Annotated in this window: 9 protein-coding genes; all 9 read left to right on the top strand. The window is 45.7% G+C overall.

All coding sequences use genetic code 11. The annotated features are described in order from the left end of the window. Positions 1-161: 161 nt before the first annotated feature. Genes PseudUWO310_RS04155 through PseudUWO310_RS04115 form a run of 9 tightly spaced genes read left to right on the top strand, consistent with a single transcriptional unit; the run spans position 162 to position 25,133 of the window. Positions 162-2,708 (top strand): filamentous hemagglutinin N-terminal domain-containing protein, encoded by a 2,547-nt coding sequence (locus tag PseudUWO310_RS04155; RefSeq protein WP_142599261.1) that lies wholly within the window; start codon positions 162-164, stop codon positions 2,706-2,708. Beyond that, positions 2,698-5,247, top strand: a complete 2,550-nt coding sequence (locus PseudUWO310_RS04150) for a filamentous hemagglutinin N-terminal domain-containing protein (protein WP_142599259.1) — start codon at positions 2,698-2,700, stop codon at positions 5,245-5,247. Before PseudUWO310_RS04155 ends, PseudUWO310_RS04150 begins: the two co-directional genes overlap by 11 nt. Then, entirely contained in the window at positions 5,237-7,927 is a 2,691-nt protein-coding gene (locus PseudUWO310_RS04145; protein WP_142599257.1) for a filamentous hemagglutinin N-terminal domain-containing protein, read from the top strand. Before PseudUWO310_RS04150 ends, PseudUWO310_RS04145 begins: the two co-directional genes overlap by 11 nt. Further along, positions 7,924-11,979, top strand: coding sequence for a filamentous hemagglutinin N-terminal domain-containing protein (locus PseudUWO310_RS23210; RefSeq protein ID WP_223805526.1), 4,056 nt, complete (start codon positions 7,924-7,926; stop codon positions 11,977-11,979). Before PseudUWO310_RS04145 ends, PseudUWO310_RS23210 begins: the two co-directional genes overlap by 4 nt. Continuing rightward, positions 11,969-14,710 carry a filamentous hemagglutinin N-terminal domain-containing protein gene (locus tag PseudUWO310_RS04135; RefSeq protein ID WP_142599255.1) on the top strand — a complete coding sequence of 914 codons (2,742 nt, stop codon included), beginning with the start codon at positions 11,969-11,971 and terminating at the stop codon, positions 14,708-14,710. Before PseudUWO310_RS23210 ends, PseudUWO310_RS04135 begins: the two co-directional genes overlap by 11 nt. Further along, the gene (locus PseudUWO310_RS04130) at positions 14,700-17,231 is read left to right on the top strand and encodes a filamentous hemagglutinin N-terminal domain-containing protein (protein WP_223805525.1); all 2,532 of its coding nucleotides are present in this window, start codon (positions 14,700-14,702) and stop codon (positions 17,229-17,231) included. The genes PseudUWO310_RS04135 and PseudUWO310_RS04130 overlap by 11 nt, the downstream gene beginning before the upstream one ends. After that, positions 17,221-19,764, top strand: coding sequence for a filamentous hemagglutinin N-terminal domain-containing protein (locus tag PseudUWO310_RS04125; protein WP_142599253.1), 2,544 nt, complete (start codon positions 17,221-17,223; stop codon positions 19,762-19,764). Before PseudUWO310_RS04130 ends, PseudUWO310_RS04125 begins: the two co-directional genes overlap by 11 nt. Continuing rightward, positions 19,754-22,456: a filamentous hemagglutinin N-terminal domain-containing protein gene (locus PseudUWO310_RS04120; RefSeq protein WP_142599251.1), complete on the top strand. Its 2,703-nt coding sequence runs from the start codon at positions 19,754-19,756 to the stop codon at positions 22,454-22,456. The genes PseudUWO310_RS04125 and PseudUWO310_RS04120 overlap by 11 nt, the downstream gene beginning before the upstream one ends. After that, positions 22,446-25,133 (top strand): filamentous hemagglutinin N-terminal domain-containing protein, encoded by a 2,688-nt coding sequence (locus PseudUWO310_RS04115; protein WP_142599249.1) that lies wholly within the window; start codon positions 22,446-22,448, stop codon positions 25,131-25,133. The genes PseudUWO310_RS04120 and PseudUWO310_RS04115 overlap by 11 nt, the downstream gene beginning before the upstream one ends. Positions 25,134-25,173: the final 40 nt, after the last annotated feature.

Here is a 25,173-nt window from a genome sequence, read left to right as displayed (position 1 = left end):
AAATGCGGGTTTTAATTACTTTTTTAAGTATGCCCAGTCACTTAGTATTTACTGAATTAATTAATAATTTTTTATTTTCTTTTAATATTCTTAATAAGATTTTACTAAAGATATTTGTCTGGCAATTTTATTTATTTTATATGAGAAGGGGAAAGACATCTATGATTTCTATTTTTCGGCTATCTTATCTAGGGGGCAATTTGCTTTTGGGGTATCTATCCCTAACTTGTTCTGTGGCAGCGCAACCCGTGGCAGCCGATGGTACGCTGTCTACGACAGTCACCAGTCCCGACAATCTCAACTTTACGATTACCAATGGTAATCAGCCCAATAGTGGAGCGAATCTATTCCATAGTTTTAGTCAATTCTCAGTGCCGACGGGAGGTTCGGCAACTTTCAATCTAGTGAACACGCCGAATATTACGACGATTTTTAGTCGGGTAACGGGAGGCGGTATTTCCAATATTGATGGCTTAATTCAGACCACAAATAACAATAATCCCGTAAGTTTGTTTCTAATCAATCCCAGTGGAATTATTTTTGGAGCCAATGCCAGATTAAATATTGGCGGCTCCTTTGTCGGTACGACGGCAAATAGTATCAAATTTGCGGATGGGGTGGAATTTATTGCTAGCGACACTTCTAATCCTCTGCTGACGGTCGCATCGCCAATAGGCTTAAATATGGGAAGCAATTCGGGAAATATCACCGTACAGGGAAATGGTAGTAACTCTAAGTTAAATGGCTCATCGTCCGTTTCCAATCTGACTAATTTAAATTTAAGCGGTTTACAGGTTCAATCTGGTCAAACACTGGCTTTGGTTGGTGGAAATATCTCTCTAGAGGGAGGTGTGATTTCCGCTTTAGGTGGGCGAATTGAATTGGGAAGTGTCACTGGAGGCAGCGTTGATATTGATGCAACGTCGCAAGGATTGACACTCGCATATCCCAAGGCTACTAGTTTTGGCAATATTCAGATGAGTCAACGCGCCTTAGTAGCATCTCGTGGTACTAGTCTTGGTTCAATTCAAATGCAAGGGAAACAGGTTAGTCTCAGTGGTGGTTCGATCGCCGTTGTCCAAAACATCGGCAGTCAAAAGGCAGGCGATATTACGATCAATGCCACAGAATCCTTGCAAGTAATTGGGATGTCTCCAGATTTTCTTAGTTCGAGTGGTGTGGTGAATGAAACTACGGCTGCTGGAGGAGCGGGCAATATTTTTATTAATACTCCCCAACTGATGATTGATAAAGGGGCGATCGTGATGGATCGTACCTTCAGTAATGCCCAAGGTGGCAATATAACCGTTAAAGCGAAGGAAATAGGCGTAGGGGGGATTCAATCTGGTAATCCTGCTGTTAATCCGATATTTGGGGTGCTGATCGCTGCTACCTTTGGCGCTGGTCAGGGTGGAGATTTATCTCTATCTACTGATAAACTGACTATTTTTGGCGGAGGGAATGTTGGCACGAGAACCTTTAGTAAGGGGACTGGGGGCAATGTCAATGTCATTGCTGATAGCGTGATGGTGTCGAGTTTGGATGCCCTGCCTAATAATTCGACAATCATTAGTCTCCTATCCGCGAATACTTTTAGTTCTGGTCATGCAGGAAATCTTCAGCTCGATACGCGCACATTATCAATTCAAGATGGTGGACTGGTTTCAGTTTCTACGGTGAGTACTGGAAGTGCGGGCAGTCTCACGATCAATGCGTCGGAGTCGATCGATGTTAGTGGGGTGAAAGATAGCCAAAACCCAAGCTACATAGGTGCGGTGGCGCGTACATTTGTATTGACTAACAATCCTACTTCTCAAGCGGATGCAGGCAATATCACAATTAATACGCCAACTTTGATGGTTCGCAATGGAGGAACTGTGATCGCTGAGAACCAAGTTCTTGGTGATGCTGGTACGCTCTCAATTAACGCGAATACCATTCAACTCGATAATGGTCGCCTCTCTACTTCTACCAAAGTTGGTGAAGGTGGCAATATTAACCTACAAGTCCGCGATCTCTTATTGCTGCGTCACGGTAGTCTCATCAGCGCTGAAGCGGGGGGGGCTGGCAATGGCGGCAATATTAGTATTAACTCCCCTGTGATTTTAGGAATAGAGAACAGTGACATTATTGCGAATGCGATACGCGGAGCAGGTGGGAATATCAATATCACTACGCAGGGGCTATTTGGACTGAAGTTTCGTCCACAATTAACCCCTGAGAATGACATCACGGCAAGTTCGCAATTTGGATTGAGTGGCACAGTAAATATCAGTAACCTCGCTTTTACTCCGACCGCTGGATTGATTCAACTACCTAGCAATATCGACGATCCGAGTCAGCGCATTGCTCAGGGTTGTCGAACCTATGGCAATAGTCGCTTTGTCGCCACAGGTCGTGGCGGATTGCCCGAAGATCCTAGCGATCGCCGCAGTGGTAATCATCCTTGGACGGATATTCGCGACCCCGCCACTTTCCGCAGTCCCAATGCTTTAGTGAGCCAATCTGTAAAGCACGAAAAACAATCAGAGATTGCGACACCGCCCATCGTAGAAGCCACGGGTTGGCAAATCAATGCCAAGGGTGAAGTGGATATCTATGCAGCCAATCATGCCACAAGAGAAACAACTGTAACGGATTGTACGGGATTTTTAGCGATCGCCCCAAATCTTTTTAAAGTTAAAGAGGTAGTTCCCAATGAATTTTAGGCAAAGACTATGGTGGTATAGTTCCACCTTTCTATTCTGGGGAATGTTTTTACCCATAGCTGCCACAGCACAATCCATAACAGCCGATGGCACGCTGTCAACAACAGTCACCAGTCCCGACAATCTTAACTTTACGATTACTAATGGCAATCAGCCCAGTAATGGAGCAAATCTATTCCATAGTTTTAGTCAGTTCTCAGTACCGACGGGAGGTTCAGCAACTTTCAATCTAGTAAATACGCCAAATATTACGACGATTTTCAGTCGGGTGACGGGAGGAAGTGCCTCCAATATTGATGGCTTGATTCAGACTATTAATAACAATAATCCCGTAAGTTTGTTTCTGCTCAATCCCAATGGGATTATCTTTGGCAAAAATGCCAGCTTGAATATTGGTGGATCGTTTATTGCTACGACGGCAAATAGCATCAAGTTTGTTGATGGAACAGAATTTAGTGCCGTGAATCCATCAGCTTCACCTTTACTGACAGTGAATGCTCCAATCGGTCTAGATTTTGGGCAAAACTCCAAGGGAATTACTGTGCAGAATACGGGACATCGCCTGATCGAAAACTTGTTTCAGCCAGTGAATCGCAGCCAAAATCCGATTGGGTTACAAGTTGCGGCAGGGAATACACTTGCCCTGATTGGGAGCGGAGTGAACTTTTCTGGTGGCATCGCATCGGTTAATGGAGGCGGACATGTGGAAGTGGGCAGTGTCAGTAATGGGTTCGTCAAACTCAATCCCACGGTGACAGGATGGGTGGGAGATTATGTCTCAGTGCAGCAGTTTAACGATATTCACCTAGCCCAACAATCATTGCTTGATACCAGTGGCAACAATGGCTCAATCCAAATCCAAGGACGCAATATCAACTTGACTGAAGGTTCTACCGCCTTGCTGCAAAACTTTGGCGCACAGACTGCTGGAGGCATTACCGTTCGAGCCACTGAAACCCTTAATCTCGCCAAGAATACAGCCAATAGCATATATCCAAGCATGATCAGAATTGACAATCTGGGCAACAGTCAGACGGGTGATATAGCAATTTCCGCCGCGCAGCTACTCCTCTCCGATGGTGGAACCATTAATACCCAGACATTTGTTCCTGTAACTGGTGGGAATGTTGTCGTGAATGTCGGAGGTTCGATCCTGATTGATGGTTATGTTGCGTCTAATCCAGTCCTTTCTTCTGCGATCGTAACCAGTACAGTCAACTCTGCTCAAGCAAGCGACATTACCGTATCAACAGGAAATTTGAAAATTTTGAACGGTGGTGCTATTACTTCTTTTACCTTTGCTTCTGGACAGTCGGGAAGAGTGCAAATCACTGCTCAAGACTTGATCGAAATTGCAGGTATCAATCCTATTATATTCGGGGCTACTACACTCTCCACATTGACACTTGGCTCTGGAAATGCAAATAGCATATTCGTTAACACCTCCAGACTAGTGGTTCGTGATGGTGCATTGGTTGGGTCTAACGCCTCTAGCATAGGTTCATCAGGCAACGTAATGATTAATGCGTTAGAGTCTGTTGTTCTACAGGGAAAATTAGGATCGGTCAATCCTAGCCGCATTGCTTCAACTGCGAAAATTTCCGATCCAGTAACACAAGCAGCTCTTGGATTACCTCCGATTCCCAGTGGTGATGCAGGCTCACTCACGATTAACACTCCGTCGTTACGCATCACCAATGAAGCCTCTGTCAGCGTCTTAAATGATGGATCTGGTAGAGCAGGAGATGTGCAGATTAATGCTAATTCAATTTTTCTAGACAATCAAGGCAGTATTTTAGCCTCAACTGCTTCTGGTAATGGAGGAGATGTTAACTTAAACTTGCAATCATTTTTACTACTACGTCACAATAGCCTCATTTCTGCCACCGCAGCAGGTAATGGCAATGGTGGTAACTTGACAATTAACTCACCTGTCATTGTGGGAATAGAGAACAGTGACATTATTGCGAATGCGATACGCGGATCGGGTGGGAATATCAATATCACTACGCAGGGTCTATTTGGATTGAAGTTTCGTCCACAATTGACCTCGGAGAATGACATCACGGCAAGTTCGCAATTTGGATTGAGTGGCACGGTGAATATCAGTAACCTTGCTTTTACTCCGACCGCTGGATTGATTCAACTGCCCAGTGATATCGACGATCCGAGTCAGCGCATTGCCCAAGGTTGCCGAACCTATGGCAATAGTCGCTTTATCGTCACTGGTCGCGGTGGATTACCCGAAAATCCCAGCGATCGCCGCAGTGGCAATCATCCTTGGACAGATATTCGCAATCTCGCATCTTTAGCAACTGAAAAGCAATCTGTAAAGCAATCGGAAAAGCAATCTGAAAAGCAATCTGAGAATGCGAAAACATTCATAGTGGAAGCTACGGGCTGGCAACTAAATGCCAAGGGTGAGGTAGATATCTATGCTGCGAATAACCTAGCAAGAGAAACAACCGTAACGGATTGTACGGGATTTTTAGCGATCGCCCCAAATCACTTTAGAGAGATATTATCCAATGAATTTTAGGCAAAGACTATGGTGGTATAGTTCCACCTTTCTATTCTGGGGAATGCTTTTACCCATAGCTGTCACAGCACAATCCATAACAGCCGATGGCACAATGTCAACAACAGTCACCAGTCCCGACAATCTTAACTTTACGATTACCAATGGCAATCAGCCCAGTAATGGAGCAAATCTATTCCATAGTTTTAGTCAGTTCTCAGTACCGACGGGAGGTTCAGCAACTTTCAATCTAGTAAATACGCCAAATATTACGACGATTTTCAGTCGGGTGACGGGAGGAAGTGCCTCCAATATTGATGGCTTGATTCAGACCACAAATAATAGCAATCCTGTGAGTTTGTTTCTGCTCAATCCCAATGGAATTATCTTTGGCAAAAACGCCAGTCTAAATATTGGTGGATCATTTATCGGTACGACAGCCAATAGCGTCATTTTTAGTGATGGAGTGAAGTTTAGCGCCAACGATCTCACCTCGCCGCCCCTGTTAACCGTGAGCGCTCCTATTGGGCTACAACTTGAGGCAAATGCAGGAGCAATTAGTTTGCAGAAAACGGCTAACCTACAAGTAGCCCAAGGCAATACCTTGGCTTTAGTGGGCAGTCAAATCGACATGACAGGAGCAAACCTAATCGCATCAGATGGACGAGTGGAAATGTGGGCAGCTCAGAATGCCCAAATCGCTCTCAATAATCAAGCGAGATGGCAACTTGCTTCTGACCCTAGCATTGTGAATTGGGGAAATATTTCGCTCAGTCAAGTCTCCTTGGTTGATACCAGTGGAACCAATGGTGGAGCAATTAATATCCGTGGACGGGGGCTGACCTTGCAGGGTGGCTCAAATATTAGTTCTATTACTTCGGCTGGGCAAGGGAAGGGGATTAACGTCCAAACCACAGACTTTGTTGACCTGCTGGGCGCTTCCCAAGCAGGTCAATTTGCTCCTGGAATTTCGACTTCTGTGGGTATATTGTTTGGCGCTCCAGCAAGTGGGCGGGCTGGTGATGTGACCGTTGAGACAGGGAGTTTACGGTTGAGTAATGGCGCTTGGCTTCAGTCCTCTTCTAATGGCGACAATTCGCGATCGGGCGATGTGACTGTTAAAGCTAAAGATCTGGATATATTGGGATCTAATCCATTTGTTATCTCGCCTACCGCTATAAACGCTAACCTCTTTGTGGGCACTAATAATGAGAGTGGCAAGATTACCATCGATGCAGAGCGGATTCGTGTGCAAGATGGGGGAATTATCAGTACGGCTTTGGTTGTCGTAAGTCCTGTTCGTCCTACGGGTAAGGCTGGAGATATTTCGATTCGCGCCACTGAGAGTCTTACAATATCGGGATATACACCTGACAAACTGCTATCTGGAGTGAGTAGTAGAATTGGGGCAACAGATGGGGAAGCGGGAAATATCTCGATTGATGTGGGACGTTTGCAAATCTTTAACGGAGGGACTGTAAGGAGTACGCTATCGGGAAAAGGAAAAGCGGGGAATATTAACATTCAAGCTAAAGAGGTGACCGTCAGTGATCCAGAAATTGATGCTCTCAGCAGTTTACCTGGAGGTATTACGGTTTCTCTGGGGGCTAAAGCGGTAGGCTCAGGTGGGAGTATTTCCCTGACGGCAGACAGCCTGCGGCTATTCAATGGCGGACAAATTACCTCTTCAACTAATGGCAATGGGGCTGCGGGTAATATCAATCTACAAGTCAAGAACATTACAGTAGATAGTGTCTCTAAAACCCTATCCAATGGTCAAATTCTGCCCAGCACGATCGCCGCGACTTCTTCTACCAAATCCGATGCTGGTTCGGTCAATATAGTTGGCGATCGCCTTGATGTTCGTAATGGGGCGGAAATTTCTGTTAGTAATACTGGTGGTGGCAATGCAGGTAACTTGAGCGTTAGCTCTTCTCGCGTTCAACTGGATTATGGTGGCAGTCTGCGATCAGAAGTCTCCGCAGGCGATCGCGGCAATATCTCGATTAATGCTGATGTGCTGCTGCTGCGGCATAGCAGTCAAATTAGCACCAATGCCACAGGGAATGCCACAGGAGGTAACATCAACATCAATGGGAAATTTATCGTAGCAGTTCCATCAGAGAATAGTGATATTACTGCGAATGCGATACTTGGAGCGGGTGGGAATATCAATATCACTACCCAAGGCTTATTTGGATTGAAATTTCGTCCGCAATTAACCCCTGAGAGCGATATCACGGCAAGTTCGCAATTTGGGCTAAGCGGCACGGTGAATATTAATAACCTCGCTTTTACTCCGAGCGCTGGATTGATTCAACTACCCAGCAATATCGACGATCCGAGTCAGCGCATTGCCCAAGGCTGTCGCACCTATGGCAATAGCCGCTTTATCGCCACAGGTCGCGGCGGATTGCCCGAAAATCCCAGCGATCGCCGTAGTGGCGATCGTCCTTGGACGGATATCCGTGATCCTTCTGCTTTCCGCAGTCCCAATAATCTTGCAACTGTAAAGCAATCCGAAAAGCAACCTGAGAATGCGAAGACACTCATTGTGGAAGCTACTGGTTGGCAACTAAATGCGAAGGGTGAGGTAGATATCTATGCTGCTAATAACCTAGCAAGAGAAGCACCTGTAACTGATTGTGCAGGATTATTGGCGATCCCAAGAAAATCTTTTGAAAGAGGTAATGTCCAATGAGTTTTAGGCAAAGACTATGGTGGTGTGGTTCTAGCTTTCTGTTTTTGGGAATGCTTTTACCCACAAATGTTTCTGCACAGAGCGTGAAAGCCGATGGCACACTGTCAACAACAGTCGCCAGTCCCGATAATCTCAACTTTACGATTACCAATGGCAATCAGCCCAGTAATGGAGGCAATCTATTCCATAGTTTTAGCCAATTCTCAGTGCCGACAGGAGGTTCAGCAACTTTTAATCTGGTTAACACACCAAATATTACGACGATTTTTAGTCGGGTGACAGGAGGCAATGTTTCCAATATTGATGGCTTGATTCAGACCACAAATAGCCATAATCCCGTAAGTTTGTTTTTGCTCAATCCTAATGGGATTATTTTTGGAGCCAATGCAAGATTAAATATTGGCGGATCGTTTGTCGGAACTACAGCCAATAGCGTCAAGTTTATTGATGGAACAGAGTTTAGTGCGGTAAACACCAATAGCCCACCATTGCTAACAATTAGTTCGCCAATTGGGTTACAGATGGGAGCAAATGCAGCACCGATAACAGTACGGAGCAATCTCACCACAGGGCTGGATCTAATACTGGAAGGTGGTCACCTAGATTTGCAAGGAGAATTGATAGCAGGGAGAGATATTACCTTAAAAGCACAGGATACCGTAAAAATCCGAGATACTGTGACAACACCATTCCTCGCCCAAGCAGGAAGGAACCTGATCATTCAGGGGAATCAGAATATTGATATTCTCGCCTTAAAGAATAGTGGCGGAGCATTACGCAGTGGGGGAGATCTGAGCTTGATCAGCAATGGGAATATTTCTGGGGATGCCCATTTTGTCAGTGGGGGAAATGTCTCATTTCAGACGTTAACAGGTAAGCGAGGCAAGTTTATCAGCCTATTCGACCCGATCATTTATGCCCATGGGGATGTGGTATTTGGAGACTATACAGGCGTAGCTCTGAAGGTGGAAGCGATGGGGAGCATTGAGGCCGGGAATATTACCATTACGGCTCCCGATAGCACCATTCCTAGTAGTGACCCAGATTTTATGACTCTCACGACTCAGCGGGCGGCAATTTTACGAGCAGGGGTGAAAACTTTACCTACATCCAATATTCCCCAACTGGGAATGGGTTTAACCAATTTTACGACGGGGACAGTGGCGGGACTGCCTGCTGGGAGCATTAGGGTTGCCAGTATTAACACTTCCAATTATACGGGTGGGGATGGTGGTTCCATCATTCTGAAGGCTACTGGGGATATTGTAACGGGAGCTTTGCAGTCATCCGCTTTTGGCAATGGTGTGAATGGTGGCAGCATCAACATTCTTGCCAATGGCAATATCTCAATTAATGGTGATGTGACCTCAGACACTACTTTGACAGGAAATAGTGGGCATGGGGGCGATATCACGATTGCCACGACTAATGGAAATCTCTCTATTAATAGTGGATACTTATCTTCAGGAGCAAATGGCTATGGTACAAATACAGTAGCGAATGGAGGTGCAATTAGCCTTTCGACAACTAACGGTAATCTCTCTGTCAATGGATACTTGTCTTCATCAGCATTTAGCGAAGGTACAGGGAAAGGAGGTGCAATTAGCCTTTCGACAACTAACGGTAATCTCTCTGTTAATGGCTATTTGGTATCTGAGTACTACGGTGATAATGGTAATGGAGGGGATATTAGCATTGCTACGACTAATGGCAACCTTTTGACCCAAGGTGGTTATATAGGCTCTGATGTCTTCTCAAATAATAATAGCGGCAATGGAGGCAATATCACCCTTTCTGTGAGCAATGGCAATCTTTCTAACCAGAGTGTTTTGTACTCCTATTCCTTGGGAATATTGAATAGCGGCAATGGTGGTCATATTAGCCTTTCTGTGAGCAATGGCAATCTTTCTAACCAAGGGGATTTGTACTCCTTGGCTCTTGGGTATAGGAATAGTGGCAATGGGGGCAATATTACCTTTTCTGCGAGCAATGGCAATCTTTCTAACCAAGGGTATTTATTCTCCTTGTCTCAAGGGGATATGAATAGCGGCAATGGCGGCAATATTACCTTTTCTGCGAATAATGGCAATCTTTCTAACCAGAGGGATCTGTACTCCTCATCCTTTGCAGTGGGAGGTAATAGTGGGTATGGCGGCGACATCAATCTAATTGCCCCCAAAGGGGATATCCTCGGCAATATGAGCAGTCTATATACTTTCTCTGTTGCGCCTAATGGAACATCTAGCAATGGTGGTTCGATTAGATTGGAAGCCCAAAATCAGATATCTGGACTGACATTACTAACGACATCCTCTTCCGCTCAGGCAGGGTCGGTATCGATTTTGGGACATGGGAATTTAGCGATCGCCGATACCGTGGTTCTAACCAGTAAACAAATTTCTATTTCCATTCCATTTTTTGGAACGGTTAATATTTCAACAAATGGCACAGGACGTTCGGGCGATGTCAATATCAATAGTTTGGGCAATCTCACCCTCAACAACAGTCGCATCGAAAGTGATACCAAGGGGCTGGATTCCGCTGGCAATGTCTCCCTCACTAGTAGCGGATTGATTCGCTTTGATAATAGCCAAATTACCAGTAGTACTAGCAATGCAGGGCTGGCTGGCAACATCAACCTCAAGGCTAGCCAAGGTATTGATATCGGCAACAATAGCCGCCTTGCGGCGCTCACCAGTAGCAGTGGTAATGCTGGCAACATTGATATCAGCACTGGGGCATTAACCTTACGAGATGGGGCGGAACTGTCGGCATCCTCCTCTGGGAGTGGGCGAGCGGGTAATATTAACATCCATGCAGATGATTTAATCATGGATCGGGCAAGGGTTTCTTCTAATACCTCTAGCTCTGGATCTGCGGGGGAGGTGAAGCTCACCATTCCCAAGGGTTCGCTTTCCCTATTCAATGGTTCTGAAATCTCTACATCCACTCAGGGTAGTGGCAATGCTGGTAATGTGGAGATCTCTGCCAAGAATGTCACTGTTCGAGGAAGCATCATTAGCAGTCAATCCTCAGGTAGTGGTAATAGTGGTTCCTTAGATCTACGTACTTCCCAACTCGCGTTAACAGATAATGCGGAGCTTTCTACAGCTTCGTCAGGGCTGGGTAAAGCTGGCAACATTAACATCGAGGCTCAACAAGTCACCCTTGGGAATAGTTCCCAAATCACTAGTCGCAGTCAAGGTACGGGTGATGGTGGCACTATTCAAGTCAATGCGCGATCGCTATTTTTAGATGGTGCTTCCCAAATCAATGCCCAAACCAACTTTGGTAATGGTGGCAACCTGAATTTCTCCCTTGGGGAATTGCTCTTGTTGCGGAATGAAAGTTTGTTATCGGCGGAAGCGGGTGGTAAGGGCAATGGCGGTAATATTACGATTAGTAGTCCTTTCATTATTGGTTTAGGCAATAGTGACATAGTGGCTAATGCCTTTCAAGGCAATGGGGGGAATATCCAAATTAGTACCAATGGCATCTTTGGGTTGAAATACCGACCTTACCGCACCGAGGATAACGATATCACGGCTAGTTCTCAATTTGGATTGAGTGGCACGGTGAATATTAATAACCTCACTTTTACTCCCGCTGCTGGGTTAATCGAATTGCCTACGGATGTGATCGATCCGAGTCAGCGCATTGTCCAAGGTTGCCGCACCTATGGCAATAGTCGCTTTATCGTTACTGGTCGCGGCGGAGTGGCTGACAATCCTAGCGATCGCCCCAGCGGTAATCATCCTTGGATCGATATTCGCGATCCTTCTGCTTTCCGCAGTCCCAATGCTTTAGCGATCGGCAGCCAATCCGAAAATCAATCCGAAAATCAATCCGTAAAGCAAGCGGCGAATGGGACACCGCCCATTGTAGAAGCTACGGGTTGGCGACTAAATGGCAAGGGCGAAGTGGAGATCTATGCGACCAATAATGCCACAAGAGAAACAACCGCAACGGACTGTGCGGGATTTTTAGCGATCGCCCCAAATCTTTTTCCAAATCTTTTTAAAGTTAAAGAGGTAGTCTCCAATGAGTTTTAGCCAAAGACTATGGTGGTGCGGTTCTAGCTTCCTGTTCTTGGGAATGCTTTTACCCACAAATGTTTCTGCGCAGAGCGTGAAAGCTGATGGCACACTCTCAACAACAGTCACCAGTCCCGACAATCTCAACTTTACGATTACCAATGGCAATCAGCCCAGTAATGGAGGCAATCTATTCCATAGTTTTAGTCAGTTCTCAGTACCGACGGGAGGTTCAGCAACTTTTAATCTAGTAAATACGCCAAATATTACGACGATTTTCAGTCGGGTGACGGGAGGAAGTGCCTCCAATATTGATGGCTTGATTCAGACAATTAATAACAATAATCCCGTAAGTTTGTTTCTGCTCAATCCCAATGGAATTATCTTTGGAGCCAATGCTAGTCTCAATATTGGTGGATCATTTATCGGTACGACAGCCAATAGCGTCATTTTTAGTGATGGAGTGAAGTTTAGGGCAAACGATCTCACCTCGCCACCCCTGTTAACCGTGAGCGCTCCTATAGGGCTGCAACTTGAGGCAAATGCAGGAGCAATTAGTTTGCAGAAAACGGCTAATCTACAAGTGGCTCAAGGAAACACCTTGGCTTTAGTGGGCAGTCAAATCGACATGACAGGAGCCAACCTGATCGCATCAGATGGACAAGTGGAAATGTGGGCAGCGCAGAATGCCCAAATCGCTCTCCATAATCAAGCGAGATGGCAGCTTTCTTCTGATCCTAGCATTGTGAATTGGGGGAATATTTCGCTCAGTCAAGTCTCCTTAGTTGATACCAGTGGAACCAATGGCGGAGCAATTAATATCCGTGGAAGGGGTCTGACCTTGCAGGATGGCTCAAATATTAGTTCTATTACTTCGGCTGGGCAAGGGAAGGGGATTAACGTCCAAACTACAGAATTTGTTGACCTGATGGGCGCTTCTGATATTGGTCAATTTGGTCCTGGAATTTCGACTTCTGTGGGTATATTGTTTGGCGCTCCAGCAAGTGGGCGGGCTGGTGATGTGACCGTTGAGACGGGGAGTTTACGGTTGAGTAATGGCGCTTGGCTTCAGTCCTCTTCTAATGGCGATAATTCGCGATCGGGCGATGTGACTGTTAAAGCTACAGATGTGAATGTATTGGGATCTAATCCATTTTTTGACGCGCCTACGGCTATCACCACCAATCTCTTTATGGGCAATAATAATGAGAGTGGCAAGATTACTATCGATGCAACTCGGATACGCATACAAGATGGGGGAATCATCAGTTCATCGCTGGTTGACATAGATCCTACCGCTCTTCCTACGGGTAAAGCGGGAGATATCTCGATCCGCGCAACTGAGAGCCTTGTAATATCGGGATTTACCCCCTCCGTACTGCTATCTGGAGTGAGTACGGGAATTGGTTATACAGAGGGCGAATCAGGCAACATCTCGATTGATGTGGGAAATTTGCAACTTTATAACGGCGGAACCATTCGCTCTACTCTATCGGGAACTGGACGAGCAGGCAACATTACTATTCATGCGAAGGATGTGGCAGTCAGCGACCCTGTCATTGATGTACTCGATCAAGAACCTGGGGGTATTACCGCTGCGATGGGAACCACTGCCGTTGGTTCAGGTGGGGCTATCACCCTAACGGCAGATAGCCTGCAGCTATTCAATGGCGGACAAATCACCTCTTCAAGCAATGGCAATGGTGCTGCGGGTAGTATTAATCTGCAAGTCAAAAACATTACAGTAGAGGGAATCTCTCAGCCCCTATCCAATGGTCAAATTCTGCCCAGCGCGATCGCCGCGACTTCTTCTACCAAATCCGATGCTGGTTCGGTGAATATAGTTGGCGATCGCCTCGATGTCCGCAATGGGGCAGAACTTTCTGTTAGTAATACTGGTGGTGGAAATGCAGGTAACTTGAGCGTTAGCTCTTCTCGCGTTCAACTGGATTATGGTGGCAGTCTGCGATCGGAAGTCTCCGCAGGCGATCGCGGTAATATCTCGATTAACTCTGATGTGCTGCTACTGCGGCATGGCAGTCAAATTAGTACCAATGCCACAGGGAATGCCACAGGAGGTAACATCAACATCAATGGGAAATTTATCGTAGCAGTTCCATCGGAAAATAGTGATATTACTGCGAATGCGATACTTGGAGCGGGTGGGAATATCAATATCACTACCCAAGGCTTATTTGGATTGAAATTTCGATCGCAATTAACCCCTGAGAGCGATATCACGGCAAGTTCGCAATTTGGGCTAAGTGGCACAGTGAATATTAATAACCTCGCTTTTACTCCGAGCGCTGGATTGATTCAACTGCCCAGCAATATCGATGATCCGAGTCAGCGCATTGCTCAAGGCTGTCGCACCTATGGCAATAGTCGCTTTATCGTCACTGGTCGCGGCGGCGTGGCTGACAATCCTAGCGATCGCCGCAGTGGTAATCATCCTTGGACAGATATCCGCGATCCTGCCGCTTTCCGCAATCCCAATACTTTAGCAATTGCTAATAAATCCGAAAAGCAATCTGAAAAGCAATCCGAAAAGCAATCCGAGAATGTGACACCGCCCATTGTAGAAGCTACGGGTTGGCGACTCAGTCCGAAGGGCGAAGTAGAGATCTATACTATCAATAGCGCCATAAGAGAAACAACCGCAACGGACTGTGCGGGATCTTTAGCGATCGCACCAAATCTTTTTCCAAATCTTTTTAAAGTTAAAGAGGTATTGCCCAATGAGTTTTAGTCAAAGGCTATGGTGGTGTGGTTCTAGCTTCCTGTTCTTGGTAATGCTTTTACCCACAAATGTTTCTGCGCAGAGCGTGAAAGCTGATGGCACGTTGTCAACAACAGTCACCAGTCCCGACAATCTTAACTTTACGATTACCAATGGTAATCAACCCAATAGTGGAGGAAATCTATTTCATAGTTTTAGTCAGTTCTCAGTGCCGACGGGAGGTTCAGCAACCTTTGATTTAGTCAACACACCGAATATTTCGACAATTTTTAGTCGGGTGACGGGAGGAAGTGCCTCCAATATTGATGGCTTGATTCAGACAATTAATAACAACAATCCCGTAAGTTTGTTTCTGCTCAATCCCAATGGGATTATATTTGGAGCCAATGCCAGTTTGAATATTGGCGGATCATTTATCGGTACGACGGCAAATAGTATTAAATTTGCTGATGGCGTGGAATTTAGTGCTACTAACAATCAAGCATCTCCCCTCCTCACAATTGCCTCACCAATTGGCTTGAACATGGGCAGTAATGCGGGAGCGATCGCAGTTCAAAATACTGGACATCGCTTGATTGATGGGAATGTTCCCATTCAAAATGGAACAACTCCTGTCGGCTTACAGGTGGCGATCGGCAAGACCTTAGCATTGATTGGGGGAGATGTTACTTTAGATGGTGGCATTGTAAACGCTCCATCGGGTCACATCGAAATTGGTAGTGCTAAATCGGGAACTGTTAATCTTAATATGACAGCCTCTCGTTGGAATTTTGACTACGGCAATTTAACAGAGTACGGCAATATCCAATTTTTAAAACAAGCCCTTGCGAATGCTAGTGGTTCTCCTGCGGGTTCAATCCACTTCCAAGGCAAAAATATTAGTATCAATGAAGGTTCTGTGGCTTTGTTAACCAATCAAGGAAATCAAGGTTCGGGGAATATTTCGATCAACGCTAGTGAGTCTTTGGAAATGCGCAGGGTTGGCACTAATGGATTTACCCAAAGCATCTTAACGGTGGATACGATCACAGGAGGTGGTGGAGATTTGGTAATTACTGCGCCCAGATTGTTACTTGAAGATGGGGGGAGAATTAATACCCATACCTTTGGATCTGGAACAGCAGGCAATATCTCCGTAGCAGTAGATTCAATTCAAATCTCTGGATTTTCAGCACTTAATCCTGCAACCACTCGCAGTGGAATCATGTCAGAAACGAGAGGAAGTGGACGAGCGGGGGATATTCAAGTTACAGCGCAACAATTGAGAATGCAAGACGGTGGTTCTATCACGGGGGCAAGTTTTGGTACGGGCTCAACGGGAAATGTCATGGTCGATTCCTCTAAGTCTATTGAAATGAAGGGAGAAACCCCGATCAGTTTCTCTGCAAGCTTAATCGGAACTGTCAGTTTTAATCGAGGTAATGGAGGAAATGTTACGATCAATACAGCTAAATTGACGGTGCAAAATGGCGCAGGTATCTCAGCCTCTACTTTAGGTCAAGGCAATGCTGGAACCCTCAGGATCAATGTTTCAGAGCAAATTAGCGTGAGTGGCGTGAGTGCCGCTTCGGGCAAGGTAGGAACTATTTCTGCTAGTGCATCGGTGCTCCCCTTAGCCTTTCAGAAAGCGTTTGGTCTATCAGCGCTGCCCACAGGCAATTCAGGTGACTTAATCATCAATACCCCAATTTTACAGATTACGGATAGGGGCGAGGTACGAGTCAGTCATCAAGGAATTGGTAATGCTGGGAACCTATTCATTAATGCGGGGGCGATCGCCCTTGATCGCGCTGGAAGTATTTCGGCGGCTACAAATTCTGGAGAGGGTGGGCAGATTAATATTCGTGCAAATACCTTATTGCTACGTCATGGCAGCAATATTACCGCGACCGCAGGGGGAAATGGTAATGGGGGCAACATCAACATTAATGCCCCTGTGATTTTAGGAATAGAGAATAGTGACATTATTGCGAATGCGGTACGCGGATCGGGGGGGAATATCAATATCACTACGCAGGGTCTATTTGGACTGAAGTTTCGTCCGCAATTGACCCCTGAGAATGACATCACGGCAAGTTCGCAATTTGGGCTAAGTGGCACGGTGAATATTAATAACCTTACTTTTACTCCGATCGCTGGATTGATTCAACTGCCCAGTGATATCGACGATCCGAGTCAACGAATTGCCCAAGGTTGCCGCACCTATGGCAATAGCCGCTTTATTGTCACTGGTCGCGGCGGAGTGGCTGACAATCCTAGCGATCGCCGCAGTGGTAATCATCCTTGGACAGATATCCGCGACCCAGTCTCTCTCCGCAATTCCAATACTATCGCAACTGTGAAGCAATCCGAGAATGCGACACCGCCTATCGTAGAAGCTACGGGTTGGCAAATCAATGCCAAGGGTGAAGTTGATCTCTATACTGCTAATAGCGCAATAAGAGAAGCAACCGTAACTGACTGTGCGGGATTCCTAGCGATCTCACCAAAGCTTTTTAAAGTTAAAGAGGTAATGTCCAATGAATTTTAGTCAAAGGCTATGGTGGTGCGGTTCTAGCTTTCTGTTCTTGGGAATGCTTTTACCCACAAATGTTTCTGCACAGAGCGTGACAGCCGATGGCACACTGTCTACTACAGTCACTAGTCCCGATAATCTCAACTTTACGATTACCAATGGTAATCAGCCTAATAGTGGAGGCAATCTATTCCATAGTTTTAGTCAGTTCACAGTACCGACGGGAGGTTCAGCAACTTTCAATCTAGTAAATACACCAAATATTACGACGATTTTCAGTCGGGTGACGGGAGGAAGTGCCTCCAATATTGATGGCTTGATTCAGACAATTAATAACAATAATCCCGTAAGTTTATTTTTAATCAATCCCAATGGAATTATCTTTGGCAAAAACGCCAGTTTAAATATCGGCGGATCATTTATTGGAACTACAGCAAATAGCGTCAAGTTTGTTGATGGAATAGAATTTAGCGCCGTGAATCCATCAGGTTCACCTTTACTGACAGTGAATGCACCAATCGGTCTGGATTTTGCCCAAAACCCCAAGGGAATTACTGTGCAGAATACGGGACATCGCTTAATCGATAGGATTTTTACCCCCACCGATCGCAGCCAAAGTCCTGTTGGGTTACAAGTTAACGGAGGTAATACTCTGGCGCTGATTGGTGGCGAGGTGAATCTATCAGGTGGTATTATTACCACGAATGGAGGTGGACATCTGGAAGTTAGTGGTGTCAGCGATGGACAGGTCGGACTCAAAGCTACGTCTACAGGGTGGGTAGGAGACTACTCATCGGTGCGGCAATTTCAGGATGTTCATCTTGCCCAGCAATCGCTGCTCGATGCCAGTGGTGCAAAGGGTTCTATCCAAGTACATGGGAAGAATATCAGCTTGAGCGAAGGTTCCGCTATTTTGCTGCAAAACTTGGGTTCCCAAGCCTCTGGAGGAATTACTATTAAGGCAGCAGGTTCGCTAAATCTGACTGGTACAGTCCGCGACGGCAGCTATGCAAGTTATATCAAAATTGACAATTTAGGTACTGGACAAGTGGGAGATATTACCATCTCCGCCAAGCAAGTATCCATCCAAGATGGCGGAAATATCATTATTGGGATGTATACTCCAGCATCGGGGGGAAATATTATGGCCAAGGTTGCCGACTCAATCTTGCTAGATGGCTTTAATCCCACTAGCCCAGCGAACCCATCCTCGATCTACACAATCACCTTTAACTCCGCTAATGCAGGCAATATTACACTCTCCACGGGCAATCTGAGGCTTCTGCGTCGTGGCATTTTGAGCAGTATATCATTTGGCACTGGAAAGACAGGAAACATTCGAGTCCAAGCTCAAGATTTGATCGAAGTTGGTGAATACATCCCCAGCCAGCTCGTGTCACCGAGTGGAATCCTTTTAGCAAGCACCGCTCTTGGAGATACTGGAGATCTTTTGATCAACACCGCCCGCTTAGTGATTCGAGATGGTGGAGTAGTAGGGTCTATTGTTGCTGGTAAGGGAACATCGGGTAATGTAAGCATCAATGCGTCGAATTCCGTGGACGTTCAGGGTCGGCAGGTTGATTCAATTGTACCTAGCCGCATCATTTCATCGGCTGAGATTTTGGATGCAGCCACTCAACAAATCTATGGATTGCCTCCAATTCCCAGTGGTGATTCGGGTTCACTCATAATTAACACCCCATCGTTACGCATTACTGATGGAGCGTATGTTGCAGTTAAAAACGATGGATCTGGTAGAGCAGGAGATGTGCAGATTAATGCTAATTCAATTTTTCTAGACAATCAAGGTAGTATTTTAGCCTCAACTGCTTCTGGTAATGGAGGAGATGTTAACTTAAACTTGCAATCATTTTTACTGCTACGTCACAATAGCCTCATTTCTGCCACCGCAGCAGGTAATGGGAATGGTGGTAACTTGACAATTAACTCACCTGTGATTGTGGGAATAGAGAACAGTGACATTATTGCGAATGCGGTGCGAGGATCAGGTGGGAATATCCGTATCACTACACAAGGTTTATTTGGACTGAAATTCCGTCCGCAATTGACCCCTGAGAATGACATCACCGCAAGTTCGCAATTTGGATTGAGTGGCACGGTGAATATTAATAATCTCACTTTTACTCCGATCGCTGGATTGATTCAACTGCCCAGTGATATCGACGATCCGAGTCAACGAATTGCCCAAGGTTGCCGCACCTATGGCAATAGCCGCTTTATTGTCACTGGTCGCGGCGGAGTGGCTGACAATCCTAGCGATCGCCGCAGTGGTAATCATCCTTGGACAGATATCCGCGACCCAGTCTCTCTCCGCAATTCCAATACTATCGCAACTGTTAAGCAATCCGAGAATGCGGCACCGCCTATCGTAGAAGCTACGGGTTGGCAAATCAATGCCAAGGGTGAAGTTGATCTCTACACTGCTAATAGCGCAATAAGAGAAGCAACCGTAACTGACTGTGCGGGATTCCTAGCAATCTCACCAAAGCTTTTTAAAGTTAAAGAGGTAATGTCCAATGAATTTTAGTCAAAGGCTATGGTGGTGCGGTTCTAGCTTCCTATTCTTGGGAATGCTTTTACCCACAAATGTTTCTGCTCAGAGCGTAACAGCCGATGGCACACTGTCAACAACAGTCACCAGTCCCGATAATCTCAACTTTACGATTACCAATGGCAATCAGCCCAATAGTGGAGCAAATCTATTCCATAGTTTTAGTCAGTTCACAGTGCCAACGGGAGGTTCAGCAACTTTTAATCTAGTGAACACACCAAATATTTCGACAATTTTTAGTCGAGTGACAGGCGGCAGTGTTTCTAACATCGATGGCTTGATTCAGACCACAAATAACAATAATCCCGTCAGTTTGTTTCTGCTCAATCCCAATGGAATTATCTTTGGCAAAAATGCCAGTTTGAACATCGGCGGATCATTTATCGGTACGACAGCCAATAGCGTCATTTTTAGTGATGGAGTGAAGTTTAGCGCCAACGATCTCACCTCGCCGCCCCTGTTAACTGTGAGCGCTCCTATTGGGCTACAACTTGAGGCAAATGCAGGAGCAATTAGTTTGCAGAAAACGGCTAATCTACAAGTGGCTCAAGGAAATACCTTGGCTTTAGTGGGCAGTCAAATCGACATGACAGGAGCCAACCTAATCGCATCAGATGGACGAGTGGAAATGTGGGCAGCGCAGAATGCCCAAATCGCTCTCAATAATCAAGCGAGATGGCAACTTACTTCTGATCCTAGCATTGTGAATTGGGGGAATATTTCGCTCAGTCAAGCCTCCTTAGTTGATACCAGTGGAACCAATGGTGGAGCAATTAATATCCGTGGACGGGGGCTAACCTTGCAGGGTGGCTCAAATGTTCGTTCTATTACTTTGGCTGGGCAAGGGAAGGGAATTACCGTCCAAACCACTGACTTTGTTGACCTGCTGGGCGCTTCCCAAGCAGGTCAATTTTCTCCTGGAATTTCGACTTCCGTGGGTATATTGTTTGGCGCTCCAGGAAGTGGACGCGCGGGGGATGTGACCGTTGAGACGGGGAGTTTACGGTTGAGTAATGCAGCTAGGCTTCAGTCCTCTTCTAATGGTGACAATTCCCGATCGGGAGATATTATCATTAAAGCTAAAGATGTGGAGGTAGTGGGATCTAATCCATTTGGTACTAATGCGCCGACAGCTATTAGCACAGTTCTATTTACTGGCACTAATAATGAGAGTGGCAAAATTACCATCGATGCAGAGCGGATTCGCGTGCAAGATGGGGGAATTGTTAGTACATCGCTAGTTTACCTAGGTCTTTCCTCTCCTCCTACGGGTAAGGCTGGAGATATTTCGATTCGCGCAACAGAGAGCCTTATAATATCGGGATATACACCTGCCAAACTGCTATCTGGAGTGTCTACGGCAATTGACCTAACAAAGGGAGAAGGGGGAAATATCACCATCGAGACTGGCAGTTTACAAGTCTTTAATGGAGGGACTGTTCGCAATACGCTATCGGGAACAGGAAAAGCGGGGAATATTAACATTCAGGCTAAAGAGGTAGCCATCAGCGATCCAGAACTTGATGGTCTTACTCAATTATCTGGAGGTATTACGGTTTCTATCGGGGCTAATTCAGAGGGAACAGGTGGGAATATTAACCTAACGGCAGATAGCCTGCGACTATTTAATGGAGGTCAAATTACCTCTTCAACCAATGGCAATGTTGCTGCGGGTAATATCAATCTACAAGTCAAGAACATTACGGTAGATGGTATCTCTAAAACTTTATCCAATGGTCAAATTCTGCCCAGTACGATCGCTGCGACTTCTTCTACCAAAGCTGATGCTGGTTCGGTGAATATAGTTGGCGATCGCCTTGATGTTCGTAATCGTGGTGAAATTTCTGTTAGTAATACTGGTGGTGGCAATGCAGGTAACTTGAGCGTTAGCGCTTCTCGCGTTCAACTGGATTACGGGGGAAGTCTGCGATCGGAAGTCTCCGCAGGCGATCGCGGTAATATCTCGATTAACGCTGATGTGTTGCTGCTGCGGCATGGTAGTCAAATTAGCACCAATGCCACAGGGAATGCCACAGGAGGTAACATCAACATCAATGGGAAATTTATCGTAGCAGTTCCATCGGAAAATAGTGATATCACTGCGAATGCGATACTTGGAGCGGGTGGGAATATCAATATCACTACCCAAGGTCTATTTGGACTGAAGTTTCGACCGCAATTGACCCCTGAGAGCGATATCACGGCAAGTTCGCAATTTGGATTGAGTGGCACGGTGAATATTAATAACCTCGCTTTTACTCCAACCGCTGGATTGATTCAACTGCCTAGCAATATCGATGATCCGAGCCAGCGCATTGCTCAAGGTTGTCGAACCTATGGCAATAGTCGCTTTGTCGCCACTGGTCGTGGGGGATTACCTGATAATCCTAGCGATCGCCGCAGTGGCGATCGTCCTTGGACAGATATCCGTGATCCCGCATCTTTCCGCAATCTCAATAGTCTCGCAACTACAAGTCAATCCGAAAAGCAAGCGGTGAAGGCGACACCTCCTATCGTAGAAGCTACGGGTTGGCGACTTAATGTCAAGGGCGAAGTAGAGATCTATACTATCAATAGCGCGATAAGAGAAGCAACCGTAACGGACTGTGGGGGGTTCTTAGCGATCGCACCAAATCTATTTAAAGAGGTAATGTCCAATGAGTTTTAGTCAAAGGCTATGGTGGTGTGGGTCTAGCTTTCTGTTCTTGGGAATGCTTTTACCCACAAATGTTTCTGCACAGAGCGTGACAGCCGATGGCACACTATCTACAACAGTCACCAGTCCCGATAATCTCAACTTTACGATTACCAATGGCAATCAGCCCAATAGTGGAGGCAATCTATTCCATAGTTTTAGTCAGTTCACAGTACCGACGGGAGGTTCAGCAACTTTCAATCTAGTAAATACACCAAATATTACGACGATTTTCAGTCGGGTGACGGGAGGAAGTGCCTCCAATATTGATGGCTTGATTCAGACTATTAATAACAATAATCCCGTCAGTTTGTTTTTAATTAATCCCAATGGAATTATCTTTGGAGCCAATGCTAGTCTAAATATTGGCGGATCATTTATCGGTACGACAGCCAATAGTGTCATTTTTAGTGATGGAGTGAAGTTTAGCGCCAACGACCTCACCTCGCCGCCCCTATTAACCGTGAGCGCTCCTATTGGGTTGCAACTTGAGGCAAATGCAGGAGCAATTAGTTTGCAGAAAACGGCTAATCTACAAGTGGCTCAAGGAAATACCTTGGCTTTAGTGGGCAGTCAAATCGACATGACAGGAGCCAACCTAATCGTATCAGATGGACGAGTGGAACTTTGGGCAGCTCAGAATGCCCAAATCGCCCTCAATAATCAAACGAGCTGGCAACTTGCTTCTGACCCTAGCATTGTGAATTGGGGAAATATCTCGCTCAGTCAAGCCTCCACCATTGATACCAGTGGAACCAATGGTGGAGCAATTAATATCCGTGGAAGGGGGCTGACCTTACAGGATGGCTCAAATATTAGTTCTACTACTTCATCTGGTCAGGGTGGGGGAATTATTGTTAATACCACCGAATTTGTTGACCTATTGGGATCTTCTAGTCCAGGACAAATCAATCTTGGTTTAGGAACATTTATAAACAGTGGAGCAACAGGTCGAGCTGGAGATATAAAGATTGAAACTAGGAACTTACGGATTACTAATGGAGCTAGGCTTCAATCTACAACCTCTGGCAACAACTCTAGATCGGGAGATATAACGATTCAAGCCACAGATATAGAAGTTTTTGGCACTAATCCATTCCCTGCTTTTGGCACTATTTACCTACCTACTGATATTACTACATTAATTTCTGGTGGAAACAACAATGAGGGTGGCAATATTACCATTGAAACTACTCAACTGCGTACTGTGAATGGTGGTTTAATCAGTTCCGATATTTTTGCAGGTACATTAGGCAAAGCTGGCAATATTTCTATCCAAGCTACCGAGATTTTTGAAATTGCAGGTGGAACAGGATTTTTAAGCTCTGGGGTTACAACTTCAATACAACCATCGAGTACAGGTCAAGGAGGAAATATCGCTATTGAGACGGGAATATTAAAGTTGAGTAATGGCGGTTCGATTCGTAGTACCCTAGCAGGAAATGGTACTGCTGGAAATGTCACTATCCGAGCCACAGATGTCACTGTCAGCGACCCAGTTATCGAGCCTTTTAGTCAGTTGGTGACTGGCATTAATACCTCCGTAGGTAAAAATGTAGTTGGTTCGGGGGGCACTATTAACTTAACAGCAGATAACTTAAGAGTCTTCAACGGTGGACAAATAACCTCCTCTACAGATGGCAACGGTGCGGCGGGTAATGTTAACTTACAAGTCAACAATCTAACCTTAGAGGGGAATTCCCAACCCTTAACTGATGGTCGCATTCTTCCAAGCGCCATTAGAGCAGTTTCTACTACAACCTCTGATGCTGGTTCAGTTAATCTAGCGGTTAATCAACTCAATGTTCTTGATCATGGACAAATTTCTGTCAGCAATACAGGTGGTGGCAATTCTGGGAACTTGCGCATTAATGCCAACCAAATCAAGCTCGAACAAGGGGGAAGTCTACTTTCAGAAGTCTCGGCAGGCGATCGCGGCAATATCTCGATTAACACTGATGTGCTGCTGCTGCGACATGGCAGTCAAATTAGCACCAATGCCACAGGGAATGCCACAGGAGGTAACATCAACATCAACGCGGCATTTATCGTAGCGGTTCCATCGGAAAATAGTGATATTACTGCGAATGCGATACTTGGAGCGGGTGGGAATATCAATATCACTACACAAGGCTTATTTGGATTGAAATTTCGATCGCAATTAACCCCTGAGAGTGACATCACGGCAAGTTCGCAATTTGGATTGAGTGGCACGGTGAATATTAATAACCTCACTTTTACTCCAATCGCTGGATTGATTCAACTGCCCAGCGATATCGACGATCCGAGTCAGCACATTGCCCAAGGCTGTCTAACCTATGGTAATAGCCGCTTTATCGCTACAGGTCGTGGCGGATTGCCCGAAAATCCTAGCGATCGCCGCAGTGGCGATCGTCCTTGGACAGATATCCGTGATCCCGCATCTTTCCGCAATCCCAATAATCTCGCAACTGCAAGTCAATCCGAAAAGCAAGCAGTAAAAGCGACCCTGCCCATTATAGAAGCTACGGGTTGGCGACTTAATGTCAAGGGCGAAGTAGAGATCTATACTATCAATAGCGCGATAAGAGAAGCAACCGTAACGGACTGTAGGGGGTTCCTAGCGATCGCACCAAATCTATTTAAAGAGGTAATGTCCAATGAGTTTTAGGCGAAGAATTAGGCAAAGACTTAAACAAAGACTATGGTGG

This window comes from Pseudanabaena sp. UWO310, assembly GCF_006861605.1.
In the GTDB taxonomy this organism is placed as follows: Bacteria; Cyanobacteriota; Cyanobacteriia; order Pseudanabaenales; family Pseudanabaenaceae; genus Pseudanabaena.
The sequence above is the reverse complement of the archived record's forward strand: the minus strand, read 5'-3'. Positions and strand labels throughout refer to the sequence as shown.

Coding starts and splice junctions, on each gene's coding strand:
- PseudUWO310_RS04155 (WP_142599261.1), top strand. CDS start 162: ATGATTTCTATTTTTCGGCTATCTTATCTAGGGGGCAATTTGCTTTTG.
- PseudUWO310_RS04150 (WP_142599259.1), top strand. CDS start 2,698: ATGAATTTTAGGCAAAGACTATGGTGGTATAGTTCCACCTTTCTATTC.
- PseudUWO310_RS04145 (WP_142599257.1), top strand. CDS start 5,237: ATGAATTTTAGGCAAAGACTATGGTGGTATAGTTCCACCTTTCTATTC.
- PseudUWO310_RS23210 (WP_223805526.1), top strand. CDS start 7,924: ATGAGTTTTAGGCAAAGACTATGGTGGTGTGGTTCTAGCTTTCTGTTT.
- PseudUWO310_RS04135 (WP_142599255.1), top strand. CDS start 11,969: ATGAGTTTTAGCCAAAGACTATGGTGGTGCGGTTCTAGCTTCCTGTTC.
- PseudUWO310_RS04130 (WP_223805525.1), top strand. CDS start 14,700: ATGAGTTTTAGTCAAAGGCTATGGTGGTGTGGTTCTAGCTTCCTGTTC.
- PseudUWO310_RS04125 (WP_142599253.1), top strand. CDS start 17,221: ATGAATTTTAGTCAAAGGCTATGGTGGTGCGGTTCTAGCTTTCTGTTC.
- PseudUWO310_RS04120 (WP_142599251.1), top strand. CDS start 19,754: ATGAATTTTAGTCAAAGGCTATGGTGGTGCGGTTCTAGCTTCCTATTC.
- PseudUWO310_RS04115 (WP_142599249.1), top strand. CDS start 22,446: ATGAGTTTTAGTCAAAGGCTATGGTGGTGTGGGTCTAGCTTTCTGTTC.